Origin of the sequence: Actinoallomurus acaciae, from assembly GCF_042429965.1 — a bacterium.
Classification (GTDB): Bacteria; Actinomycetota; Actinomycetes; order Streptosporangiales; family Streptosporangiaceae; genus Actinoallomurus; species Actinoallomurus acaciae.
Window position 1 is genome coordinate 1 of sequence record NZ_JBHLZP010000260.1, and the last position, 11,538, is coordinate 11,538.

At 70.2% G+C, this 11,538-nt stretch carries 11 protein-coding genes; 6 read left to right on the top strand and 5 right to left on the bottom strand.

Going from position 1 to position 11,538, the window contains the following annotated elements; all coding sequences use genetic code 11:
- Together ACFFNX_RS29040 and ACFFNX_RS29045 are read right to left on the bottom strand one after the other, a co-directional pair.
- The coding region (locus ACFFNX_RS29040; RefSeq protein ID WP_378208884.1) for a PIG-L deacetylase family protein at positions 1-213 on the bottom strand (213 nt) is incomplete at its 3' end.
- Positions 214-338: 125 nt separating this feature from the next.
- Positions 339-686 (bottom strand): DUF805 domain-containing protein, encoded by a 348-nt coding sequence (locus tag ACFFNX_RS29045; protein WP_378208886.1) that lies wholly within the window; start codon positions 684-686, stop codon positions 339-341.
- A gap of 330 nt (positions 687-1,016) precedes the next feature.
- On the opposite strand from ACFFNX_RS29045, the gene ACFFNX_RS29050 reads away from it, so the two are divergent.
- A complete protein-coding gene (locus ACFFNX_RS29050) occupies positions 1,017-1,835 on the top strand; it encodes an SAM-dependent methyltransferase (RefSeq protein ID WP_378208887.1) in 819 nt (272 codons plus the stop codon).
- A gap of 116 nt (positions 1,836-1,951) precedes the next feature.
- Here the strand turns inward: ACFFNX_RS29050 and ACFFNX_RS29055 are convergent, their stop codons facing one another.
- Positions 1,952-2,272, bottom strand: a complete 321-nt coding sequence (locus ACFFNX_RS29055; protein ID WP_378208889.1) for a hypothetical protein — start codon at positions 2,270-2,272, stop codon at positions 1,952-1,954.
- Positions 2,273-2,585: 313 nt separating this feature from the next.
- Complete coding sequence (locus ACFFNX_RS29060; protein WP_378208891.1) at positions 2,586-3,653, bottom strand: hypothetical protein; 1,068 nt, start codon at positions 3,651-3,653, stop codon at positions 2,586-2,588.
- Positions 3,654-3,778: 125 nt separating this feature from the next.
- Here ACFFNX_RS29060 and ACFFNX_RS29065 point away from each other — a divergent pair, with 125 nt between their 5' ends.
- Together ACFFNX_RS29065 and ACFFNX_RS29070 are read left to right on the top strand one after the other, a co-directional pair.
- Positions 3,779-4,267 carry a pyridoxamine 5'-phosphate oxidase family protein gene (locus ACFFNX_RS29065; RefSeq protein ID WP_378208893.1) on the top strand — a complete coding sequence of 163 codons (489 nt, stop codon included), beginning with the start codon at positions 3,779-3,781 and terminating at the stop codon, positions 4,265-4,267.
- Positions 4,264-4,554, top strand: coding sequence for an alpha/beta fold hydrolase (locus tag ACFFNX_RS29070; RefSeq protein WP_378208903.1), 291 nt, complete (start codon positions 4,264-4,266; stop codon positions 4,552-4,554). The genes ACFFNX_RS29065 and ACFFNX_RS29070 overlap by 4 nt, the downstream gene beginning before the upstream one ends.
- 12 nt (positions 4,555-4,566) lie before the next feature.
- On the opposite strand, the gene ACFFNX_RS29075 is transcribed toward ACFFNX_RS29070, so the two are convergent.
- The gene (locus tag ACFFNX_RS29075) at positions 4,567-5,538 is read right to left on the bottom strand and encodes an amidohydrolase family protein (protein WP_378208895.1); all 972 of its coding nucleotides are present in this window, start codon (positions 5,536-5,538) and stop codon (positions 4,567-4,569) included.
- A 273-nt stretch (positions 5,539-5,811) separates the two neighbouring features.
- Between ACFFNX_RS29075 and ACFFNX_RS29080 the strand changes: the two genes are divergently transcribed.
- The 3 genes from ACFFNX_RS29080 to ACFFNX_RS29090 form a co-directional block, all read left to right on the top strand.
- Positions 5,812-6,324: a hypothetical protein gene (locus ACFFNX_RS29080; protein ID WP_378208897.1), complete on the top strand. Its 513-nt coding sequence runs from the start codon at positions 5,812-5,814 to the stop codon at positions 6,322-6,324.
- Between the two features lie 32 nt (positions 6,325-6,356).
- Positions 6,357-8,363, top strand: coding sequence for an SPFH domain-containing protein (locus ACFFNX_RS29085; RefSeq protein WP_378208899.1), 2,007 nt, complete (start codon positions 6,357-6,359; stop codon positions 8,361-8,363).
- A 133-nt stretch (positions 8,364-8,496) separates the two neighbouring features.
- On the top strand, positions 8,497-11,538 hold a 3,042-nt coding region (locus ACFFNX_RS29090; RefSeq protein ID WP_378208901.1), incomplete at its 3' end, for a DNA repair ATPase.

The window sequence follows — 11,538 nt, forward strand, 5'->3', positions numbered from 1 at the left end:
CTCGCGCAGCGGCCCGGCGGCCTCGGCCGCGATCGTGTCGAACACGGCCTCGCCGCTCGTGGCCAGGCAGTACGCCACCCGCTTGCCCTGGCGCGTCCAGCGGGCCACCGCCGCGGCGGCCCCGTACTCCAGGTCGTCTGGGTGCGCGACCACGGCCAGCGCACGCGACCACGACTCGTCGACCGCGTCCAGCCGGCCGCTCGGGGGGCTCATGCCGGCCGACCTTACTCGGCGGGACGGTGAATTCTCGGGCGTGAAGTGGGGAACGCGCGGCGGGGAAAAGGTGATGCCCGGGAGAAGAGATTTCTCCCGGGCATCGGGTTTACCCGGTGACCGATTCAGGCCACGGCCGGGGCGCGTTTGGGATTCGGCCCGTATTCGTTGTCGCCCGGCTGGCCGTCGGTGGCCAGGAAGACGAGCAGGATGATCGTGCCGATGATGGGAATGAGGCCGATCAGCAGCCACCATCCGGTCCGGCCGGTGTCGTGCAGACGGCGCATGCCCACCGCGATGCTGGGGATCAGCACCGCGAGGGCGTAGAGCAGGTCGATGAGGCTGAATACCTTGGCCCAGGTCGCGAGGATGTTCAACACGATGGAGATGATGAAGTTGACGAGGACGAACATCCAGTATTCGGTGCGGCGCGCCCGACCACTGAAACCCGCGTAGTTCTTGAGTACCGCCACGTACCAGTTCACGGCATTCCCCTTCTGCCTCGCGACGCATTTTTAACCCCGGATCCCGCGAGAGCAGAAACAGAGTAAGTCGAATAACCCGTGGTGACCAGTGAAATCCGCGGGGAAAATCGACGGCCGCAATTTGGATCTTCCTGGCGGCCGGTCGCCTCGATCCGGGCCGTACGAGGGGCCCGGCACGGGCCGTCGCCCCCAGCCGCGCCGGGCCTGCGATCGGTGTCGGCGTCTGCCAGAATCCCCCGTACGTCCCCCGCTCCTCGTCTAAGATCATTTATCGCGGCGGGGAGGCATCGGTTCGGCACGACGATCCGTCGGCACGGCTTGGACGGAGGCATTCCCATCGGACAGCAGAGTGACCCCACGATCCCCCAGATAGACGTCAGCCGGCCCAGCGTGGCGCGGATGTACGACTACTACCTGGGCGGCAAGGACAACTACCGGGTGGATCGCGAGGCGGTCGACCGCGTCGCCGAAGCGATGCCCGAGATCCGCCAGCTGGCCCAGGAGAACCGCGCGTTCCTGCGGCGCGCGGTGCGGTACATGGCCCGGCAGGGGATCCGGCAGTTCATCGACATCGGCTCGGGCCTGCCGACGGTCGGCAACACGCACGAGATCGCGCAGGAGGTCAACCCGGACGTCCGGGTGGTGTACGTCGACAACGACCCGGTGGTGCTCGCTCACGGCCGCGCGCTGCTGGCCGCCGACGACAACACGGCCGTGGCGACGGCCGACATGCATCATCCGGAAGAGGTGCTGGAGCACCCGCAGACGCGCAAGCTCATCGACTTCGACGAGCCGGTCGGGGTCCTGATGATCGCCATGGTCCACTTCCTGACCGTGGAGGAGCGGCCGGCGGTCATGGGACGGCTGCTGGAGGCGCTCGCTCCCGGCAGCCACCTGACGGCGACCCACGTGACGACCGACGGCAAGCCCGCGGACGCCGTCGCGCAGATCGAGGCGGTGTACGCCACGACGCCGACGCCGATCTTCTTCCGTGACCACGAGGAGATCGGCCACTTCTTCGACGGCTACGAGCTGGTCGACCCGGGCCTGGTCACGCTGGAGGGGTGGCGTCCGGACCCGCAGGACCCGGCGCCGGCCACCGGCTGGCTGTACGGAGGGGTCGGCCGTAAGGTCTGAGGCTTCCCGCGCCATGGTCCGTCCCGCCGCCGGTCGCACACGGCGGCGGACGGGCCCGAGGTGACGCGCGGCCCCGAGGCCATGCCCCGGGGCCGCGCTTCATCTGTCCCTACCGCTCAGCGGTGGTCCCAGTGGTAGCGGCCGATCCGCGGGTCGTACCGGTAGTAACCCCAACGCGGGTCGTACCGGTAGTAGCCCCACCGGGGGTCGTAGCGATTGCCGTTGCTCGGGTCCCACCGCGGGTCGCGGTAGTGGCCCGAGTGGTCCCGGCCGTGGTCGTGGTCCCAGCCCGGCCGTACGGAATGGTCGGCCGGAACGGCGGAGGCGTGACCGGCGGGAGTGGCCGCCTCGGCGGCCCGCGCGGCGCCCGCCAGCGCCCGGGCGACGATGGCCGGCCCGACGAGAAGGCCCGCCACAGTGGACAGAGTCGATTTCATGGATCCCCCTGACGATGTGGTCAGTGCTGACCATCGGCTCTCTACCCGCGCGTGATGGAATGGCAATCCCAACGAATATTCAAACCCAAGGCCGAGAATTGAAGTCCGCTATATCCCGCAAAGTTGCGCCGCGCCGTCAACAGTTACGCCAACTAATGGTTTTGTCGCGAACCCAGAATATGGCCAGGTAGTAGACCTGGTGCGCGGGATTATGTCGCTGTTCGCCGACACGAAGAGGTGGAAGACCGGCATTCGGTAGAAGGGCCTCGGTGAGACGGGCCGTCCATCCCCTTACCCGCTGTCCGTACCACCGTCACTTGTCGTGCTTGGTGGCGTCCACGCTCGCGTGCTCGGCGAAGACCCAGGTGTCGGAGCACGACCGCAGGCCCGGCAGCCACGTCCCCGGCGTGTCGCGGCAGGCCGCGAGCTGCTGTGCCGCGTGGTCGCGCATGACGCTGTGCGCGTGTGCCAGGTGGAGGCCGACCGCGCCGAAGCCCGGATAGCCCACGTCGTTCCCCTGCGCCTGGTCGTACGCGTCGGCGAGTGTCCTGGCGGGACCGAGGTCCAGGTCCTTGCCCAGCGCCGTTATCGACGCGGGGGCGATCTTCTTGATGGCGTCCTGGTCGGCCGCACTGGGGGCGCGGTAGCCGGAGGGCACGGCCGCGCCGGACTTGAGCCGCTGGGGCCAGTTCAGCGTGGTCTGGGTCTTCTCGAAGCTCGGTTCGGCCTTCGCACCGATGTAGTACGCGCTCACGCCCGTGCCGACCGCGGTCGCGACGGGCAGAGCGCCGATCTCCGCGGTGATGCGGCCGAGGATCGACCAGGCGACGCCGTTGACCTTGGCCAGGCCGCTGATCAGGGTCCGGACCACCTGTAGCGCCTCGACCATCCGCGCGTTGGCCACATAGGTCGTGGCCACGTCCACGCCGGGCACGACGGCGGCCGCGAGCAGGCTCGCGACGTAGCCGAGGACCGCCGACCCGATGACCGCCGACGACAGGCCCGCGACCGTGTAGCCGATCGCGCACCCCCAGAGGGTGTCCCGCACGTTGTCGTACATCCCCGCGGCCTGGCCGAGCGTGTCCTGGTACGGCTTGACCCGGTTGGCGACGAAGGCGTTCCGGCCCTCCTCCCGCCAGTGGTCCGCGGAGGCGTGCCGGTCCACGGCCTGGGAGATCTCCTCGATCGCCGTCCGGATGTGCTCGGCGACGTGTCCGTACCGCTGACCCGCGTGCCACATCTGCGCGGGATCCGACACGACCGCGACGAGCGGCACCGCGACGAAGGCGGCGAGCGGGTAGACGACGGCGGCGCTCGTGGCGTTCGCGGCGCCCCAGGCGCTCGGTGTGGACGTGATCACATCGGAGAGCGTCAGGCCCATGGTGGTCTCCCCACTGCCGGGAGTAGCCGGTGATCAACGAGCGTACGGCGTGCCACCGCACCGCTCAACGGATTCCGCGGAGTACGTGATGCCGGCCCTGGAGGGTGTGGCGCAGACTGGAGGACATGACACCGGAAGAACGACGCCAGTTCGTCCGTGACCACCGTACGGCGATCTTCGGCTACGCCCGCAAGAACGACGGGCCCGCGATGTCGGCGCTGTACTACATCGTGGAGGGTGCGGAGATCCTCGTCTCCACCATGCGTGCGCGCGGAAAGGCCGCCGCGGTGCGCCGCGACCCGAAGGTCTCGCTGTGCGTCCTGGACGAGAAGTGGCCGCCGACCTATCTCAACGTCTACTGCGACGCGGTCGTGGACGACGATCCGGACGCCGGCGCCGATCTGCTCTTCAAGATCATGGGCGTCATGGCGGGCCGTCCGCTGAGCGAGGACACCCGCGCCGAGGTCGAGGCGATGGCCCGGCGGGAGGAGCGGGTCGTGCTGCGCCTGCGCCCGTACGCGACGTTCGCCACCCCGCCCCGCCACGTCAACACCGAGTCGGACGTCGCCGGCCTGACCCACTGGACCAGCGCCTCGGTCCCCTGGGACGCCTGAGAGCGTTTTCGAGAAGCCGGCCTGTCGTCGCCTGGCTCACCCAGCGCCGCGCCGACCAGTCCTCCACCGACCGCATAAGGGACGGTTATGGCACCATCGACCTCCCTGTCCTGGCGTGCTGGGGCGACGACGACACCTGGGTCCCCGCCGAACGCGGCCGTGAACTCGCCGCCCTCATTCCGGACGCCGAGCTTCGCGTCATCGACACCGCAGGCCACCTGCTCCCCGAGGACCGCCCCGTCGAACTCACCGCCGCCCTGCTCACCTTTCTGGGAGACGGCCTCTGACGCTCAGCCGTCTCAGGGCACCGGCAGGCCCAGCAGCCGGTCGGCGTTGCCGTGGGCGACGCGGGCGAGGTCGGCCGGTGCGAGCGGTGCCGTGTCGAGGAAGCGGACCGCCTCCGCGGTCGACTCGTACGGGTAGTCGATGGAGAACATGACGTTGTCCACGCCGACGGCCTGCACGGCGGCGACCAGGGCGGCGTGCGAGTAGACGCCGGTCGTGGTGATCTTGATGTTCGTGCCGAAGTAGCCCGAGGGCGGCCGCTCCAGTGGCCGTTCGAGTGCGAGGTCGCGGTGCCGCGCGTCGAACCGGGAGAGCTGGAACGGCAGGAACTCGCCCATGTGCCCGAGGATCACGGTCGCCCGGGGGAACCGGTCGAACACCCCGCCGTACACCAGACGCATGGCATGCCCGCCGGTGGTGGCGGCCCAGCTGAACGTCGGCCCGTTCAGCTCCGGCCGTCCTCGAAGGACGTGCCAGTCGTCGGCCGGCACGAGGCCGGGATGCAGATAGAGCGGCACACCGAGGTCCTGCAACTCGGCCCACACGACCGCGTACGGTTCCTCGTCCAGGTAGTGGCCCAGAGTGTGGTCGTTGACCAGGGCGCCGTGCAGGCCCAGCTCCCGTACGGCGCGGCGGAGCTCGGCCGCGGCACGCTCGGGGTCCTGCAGGGGCAGCGCCGCGAACCCGCCGAACCGCGTGGGATGCCGGCGGACCGTCTCGGCGAGGAAGTCGTTGGCCCGGCGCGCGTCGTCGACCGCGACCCCGGCGTCGGGCTCGGCCTGCACACCCGGCGAGGTCAGGGACAGCACCTGCACGTCCACGCCGTGCTCGTCCATCTCCGGCAGCCGATACTCGGTGAAGTCGGCCAGCCGCCGCGCGTACCGGTCCATCGCCTCCGGCCGGAACGGGGGGCGCCGGTCGGTGACCGCCCCCTTGGTGGCCAGCCCGCCGAACCAGAACGCCTCTTCCAGGGCGACTCGCCGCATGAGCTTCCTCTCCGTACGCCGCTGTCCGGTATGCCCCTGACGCCATCCCCCGCGTGCGCCCGGCGCACACGTGCCGAGCGGCCGGGAGCGCGCCTTGTGTTGCAGAGATCACATTTATGGTCCCTATTTTGGGCGTAGAGTGCCGCATCGGAGCGCCGGGAAGCCTGGTCGGCAATGGACCACAGGTATGCCTGGGGGAGGCGCGGGATGGCGGAATTTCTACGGGTGGCATTTGATTTCCCAGCGGTCGTTCCCGGCCTTTTCCTCCTCATAGTGCTCGTCTACTGGGCGCTGGTCGCGGTCGGGGCGCTGGACGCGCTGGTCGGCGCGGCCGCGGCCGTCATGGTGTCGCTGCTCGTCGCGATCGCCTGGTTCGCGAGCCTGGCCGGTGCGGTGCTCCTGCGCCACGGTGACGTGTCCGGCGTGTTGCCGTCCGCCGGTGTGCTCGTCGCCGCCGTGCTGCTGTCCGCACTGCTCACCCGACTGCTGATGCGCCCGCTGCGGCGCATGCTCGCCGAAGAGGCGGTGCCCACCCGCCGTGACTTCGTCGGCCGGATGTGCGTGATCAGCACCGGCCGGGTGGATCTTCGGTTCGGTCAGGCCGTGGTGCGCGCGGCCGACGGCTCGGCCGCCGTCATTCAGGTGCGGCAACAGCGGAACCGAGAGGACGAGCCCGCCCTCAAAGCAGGTAGTACCGCACTGATATTCGACTACGACGCCGAGGGCGAGTTCTTCTGGGTGATGCCGTACGACGCGGAGCTCGACCCCCACCGTTCGCCTCGTTGATCCAACTCTCACTACCGCAATAAGGACCACTGATGGATTCGCTGTTCGTCGGGCTCGGCGTGCTGCTCGCCGCCATCTTGCTCGTCCTCGCCGGTGTCATCGTGATGCTCCGGCTGTTCCGCAAGGTGGAGCAGGGGCACGTGCTGATCGTCTCCAAGATCAAGAAGGTGCACGTCACGTTCACCGGCGCGATCGTGCTGCCGATCCTGCACAAGGCCGAGGTGATGGACATCTCGGTGAAGACCATCGAGATCGAGCGTTCCGGCGCCGAGGGGCTGATCTGCCGGGACAACATCCGCGCCGACATCCGCATCACGTTCTTCGTCCGGGTCAACAAGACCGTCGAGGACGTCATCCAGGTCGCCCAGGCCATCGGCACCGCGCGCGCCAGCCACGAGGAAACGCTCCAGACCCTGTTCAACGCCAAGTTCTCCGAGGCGCTGAAGACCGTCGGCAAGCAGATGGACTTCGTCGACCTCTACACCCACCGGCACGAGTTCCGCGACCAGATCGTGCAGATCATCGGCACCGACCTGAACGGCTACCATCTCGAGGACGCGGCCATCGACCACCTCGAGCAGACGCCGCTGAACAGCCTCAGCCCCACGAACATCCTCGACGCGCAGGGCATCCGCAAGATCACCGAGTTGACCGCGATCGAGCACGTGCGCACCAACGAGTACCAGCGCAACGAGGAGAAGGAGATCACGCGGCAGAACGTCGACGCGCGTGAGGCGATCCTCGAGCTCGAACGCCGGCAGGCCGAGGCCGAGGTCAAGAAGAAGCGCGAGATCGAGACGGTCCGGGCCCGCGAGGAGGCCGAGATCGCCAAGGTGCAGGCCGAGGAGCGGCTGACCTCGCAGAGCGCGCACCTCCGCACCGACGAGCAGCTGGGCGTTCAGCAGGAGAACCGCAACCGGGAGATCGCCGTCGCGGAGAAGAACCGCGAACGCGTCATCGCGGTGGAGACCGAGCGCATCGAGAAGGACCGCATGCTGGAGGTGATCGCCCGCGAGCGCGAGACCGAGCTGTCCCGGATCGCCAAGGACAAGGAGGTCGAGGGCGAGAAGCGGGAGATCGCCGACGTCATCCGCGAGCGCATCGCGGTGGAGAAGACGGTCGCCGAGCAGGAGGAGAACATCAAGAAGCTCCGCGTCGTCGAGGAGGCCGAGCGGACGCGCCAGGCCCTGGTCATCCAGGCCGAGGCGGAGGCGCAGGAGAACCTCGTCAAGGACATCAAGGCGGCCGAGGCCGCCGAGGAGGCCGCCAAGTTCAGGGCCCGCGAGGAACTGCTGCTCGCCGACGCGCGCCAGAAGACCGCCGAGCTCGACGCTCAGGCCAAGATCCGGCTGGCCGAGGGCGTCCAGGCCGAGGCCGCCGCGGAAGGCCTGGCAGGGGTCCAGGTGCGCGAACGGGACGCGGAGGCGATCGAGAAGGTCGGCAACGCCGAGGCCGCCGTCGACCGGCAGAAGGCCCTCGCCGCCGCCGACGGAATCCGCGAGAAGCTCAAGGCCGAGGCGGAAGGCCTCACCGACAAGGCCGCCGGCATGGCCGCGATGGACGACGCGACCCGGGGTCACGAGGAGTACCGGCTGCGGCTGGAGGCGGAGAAGGAGATCCGCATGGCCGGCCTCGACGTCCAGCGCGAGGTCGCCGAGGCGCAGGCGACGGTGCTGGCCGCCGGCCTGGAGAAGGCCGACATCGACATCGTCGGCGGGGACAGCATGTTCTTCGACAAGGTCGTCGGCGCGATCAGCGTCGGCAAGGGCGTCGACGGGTTCGTCGAGCACTCCGACGTGGCGCGGAGCCTCACCGAGCCGTGGCTGAACGGCGACCGCAGCTTCCCCGAGGACCTCACCCGCCTGCTCGGCTCGGTCGGCACCGACGACGTGAAGAACCTCACCCTGTCCGCGCTGCTCATGCAGCGGATCCGGGGCGGCGGCGCGGACGGCGCCAAGGCACAGGAGCTGCTCGACCACGCCGAACGCCTCGGCGTCGCCGACGCGGCCGTCTCCACCGTGGCCGTCATCGACCAATGAGTGAGCGGAGCGAGCGAATCGGGAAGCACGGCGTGCCTGGTCTCTCCTCCGACGCAGGAGGGCCCGAGTACGAGCGGAGCGAGCGAATCGGGAAGCACGGCGCGTTCGTCACAGTGTCGGCGGAGGAGGTTCTGTGACGGCCGAAGAGGAGACGCCTGCGGAGCCGAAGCTGGACGCGGGCACCTACGAGGTGCTCCGCGCCCGGCTCGGCGAGCAGGCCGAAGCCCTGGCGGGGCGGGCCGAGGCGCTGAACGTCCGGCGCGTGGAGACCTTCGGCGGCGCCGAGCTGCGGCTCGTCGGCGCCGAGCGGATCCGCACCGAGAACAACTGCGTGCCCCGCGACATCGCCGCCGTCGGCGAGCTGCTGCTGTTCGGCTACAACGTGTTCATCGGGCTCCGGCCGGAGACGACGGTGGACGACGTGTTCGCGGTACACCGGTTCGTCCGTGACGGCGAGGAGTTCCGGTTCGCGCCCGCCGAGTCCGACCTGCTGCGCGACCCGCAGTTCGAGCGTGACTTTACGGAGCTGTACCGCTACTACCGCGACAGCCGGCTGCTCCAGCTCCGCCACGTCGAGGGCAGGCTCCTGGCCGTCTTCCAGACCGGTCTGGAGGCCGAGCACGACACCCGCGTGCTCCGGTGGAAGACCGGCACGGACGGCACCGTCGTCTACCAGGACAACCTCGGCGAACCGGACCACGTCTTCCCGCCGTCGCACGACTTCACCTGGATCGAGACGACCCGCGACGACCACGTCCTGGGCAGGCATCCGCACATCTCGATCGAGGACGAGGTCTTCGTCGAGACCGTCGGCGGCGACCTGACGGTCAAGCTGGAGAACAACACCGAGACCGGGGAGGGCATCTACCGCGAGCCGGTCGCCGAGGCGCTGCAGAGCCTCGCCGACGCCGAGGTGGAGTACGCCCGCGTCGGCGCGCTCATCCTGCTGCGCGTGCGGCCGTACAAGGAGGAGGAGCGGCGGCACCTGGTCTTCAACACCCGTACCCGGTCGGTCGTGCGGCTCGACGGCATCGGCCAGGCGTGCCGCCGGCTCCCGGAGGACCAGGGGATCATCTTCCCGGGCGGCTACTACCTGGTCACCGGGACGGTCAAGACCTTCGACACCGACACCGACCGGCTGGAGTACGAGCGCGTCATCCGGTCCCCGAACGGAGAGGACGCGCTCTACGTCTTCCACGCCCGCGAGGCCGGCCGGTACCTCCTGCTGCCGTACAACCTGATCCGCAAGGAGGTCGCCACACCGATCACGTGCCACGGCTACTCGCTGTTCGGCGACGGCACGCTGGTCTCGTTCCGCGCGGACTCGGCCGAGCCCACCCGGGTGCACCAGATGCAGGTGTGGCAGACCCCCTACGTCTCGGACACGTACGCGGCGGCGCAGCCGGTCGGCACCGGTCCGCTGGAGCGTGTCGGCAACGCCGACCTGGTCCGCGGCATCTCCGACGCCCTCTCGATCGCCCGTACGGTGGCCGAGACCGCGCCGTCGGAGGCGGTGCTCGAGGCGCTGATCGCGGCCTGCGACCGGGCCGCGGACCGCTATTTCTGGTTCGGTGAGCATGGCCTGCGCGAGCCGCTCGACGGCGTGCGCGCCACCGCCGAGCAGGTCCTGGAGGAGTACGAGAACGTCCAGCGGCTCACCGCGCAGGCGTCCGGCGCGCTCGCCGAGGCCGATGAGCGGGTCACCGCGCTGATCCGGCAGACGAGGGGCGAGTCGCCGGCCACCGCCGAGACCTGGGTCAGCCGGCTCGCCGAGCTGCGCCGTGCGCAGGGCCGGCTCGAGACGCTGCGCGAGATGCGGTACGCGGACACGGCGGGGATCGACGCGCTGGCCGGAACGCTCGGCGACGAGCTCACCGCGGCGGGCGGGCGCGCCGTGGCGTTCCTCCAGGGCCCGGACGCCTTCACCGGGTACCACGAGCGGATCGGCCGGATCGGCGCCGACGCCGAGTCGATCGCGACCGCCGCCGAGGCCGATCCCGTACGCGAACGGCTCGCCGAGCAGACCCACGGCCTGGAGACGCTCACCGAGGTCGTCGGGTCGCTCGACGTCGCCGACGCCCGCGTCCGCACCTCCATCCTGGCGCGGATCGGCGAGGCGCTCGCCGAGATCAACCAGGCCCAGGCGAGCCTGACCGCCCGCCGCCGCGAACTGCTCGACGCCGAGGGCCGTGCGGCCTTCGCCGCGGAGTTCGCGCTGCTCGGCCAGGCCGTGACCGCGGCGCTGGCGATGGCCGACTCTCCCGCGCACTGCGACGACCAGCTCGGCCGCATGATGCTTCAGCTGGAGACCCTGGAGTCGCGGTTCGCCGAGTTCGACGACTTCGTCGCCCAGTTGTCCGCCCGGCGTGAGGAGGTCTACGAGGCGTTCTCGGCGCGCAAGCAGGCACTCGTCGACGAGCGGGTGCGCCGCGCGGACCGGCTCGCCGAGTCGGCGACACGCATCCTGACCGGAATCCAGCGGCGCGTCGCGGAGCTGGACTCCCTGGATGACATCAACACCTACTTCGCCGCCGACCCGATGGTGGCCAAGGTCCGCGGAGTCGCCGACCGGCTGCGCGACATCGGCGACTCCGTACGCGCCGAGGAGCTCGACGGGCGGCTCAAGGCCGCGCGCCAGGACGCCGGCCGCGTTCTGCGCGACCGCGTCGACCTGTACGAGGGCGGCGGGCAGGCGATCCGCCTCGGCCGGCACCGGTTCGCGGTCAACACCCAGCCCCTCGACCTGACCCTCGTCCCGTACGAGGGCGGCATGGCGTACGCGGTGACCGCGACGGACTACCGGTTGCCGGTGCGCGACCCGGACTTCGCGGCGACCCGGCCGTACTGGGACCAGCCGCTGGTCTCCGAGACGCCCGAGGTCTACCGGTCCGAGTACCTGGCCGCCGACCTGCTCACCGGCCCGTCGCTCCCCGCGCTGCGGAGCGCGGCCGGGTCCGGCGACGCCCTGCTCGCCGAGGTGCGGCGCGTGGCCGAGACCCGCTACGACGAGGGCTACGAGCGCGGTGTCCACGACCGCGACGCCGCCCTGATCCTGGAGGTGCTGCTGCGGCTGCACGACGGCGCGGGGCTGCTGCGCTACCCGCCGTCCGCGCGAGCCGCCGCCCAGCTGTTCTGGGCGCACGGCGCCACGAAGGAGGACCGTGCGTCCTGGGCG

What these genes read in the sequence shown, in the direction of transcription:
- ACFFNX_RS29055 (WP_378208889.1), bottom strand. Translation starts at nt 2,272, where the DNA reads ATGAAATCGACTCTGTCCACTGTGGCGGGCCTTCTCGTCGGGCCGGCC.
- ACFFNX_RS29060 (WP_378208891.1), bottom strand. Translation starts at nt 3,653, where the DNA reads ATGGGCCTGACGCTCTCCGATGTGATCACGTCCACACCGAGCGCCTGG.
- ACFFNX_RS29065 (WP_378208893.1), top strand. Translation starts at nt 3,779, where the DNA reads ATGACACCGGAAGAACGACGCCAGTTCGTCCGTGACCACCGTACGGCG.
- ACFFNX_RS29075 (WP_378208895.1), bottom strand. Translation starts at nt 5,538, where the DNA reads ATGCGGCGAGTCGCCCTGGAAGAGGCGTTCTGGTTCGGCGGGCTGGCC.
- ACFFNX_RS29085 (WP_378208899.1), top strand. Translation starts at nt 6,357, where the DNA reads ATGGATTCGCTGTTCGTCGGGCTCGGCGTGCTGCTCGCCGCCATCTTG.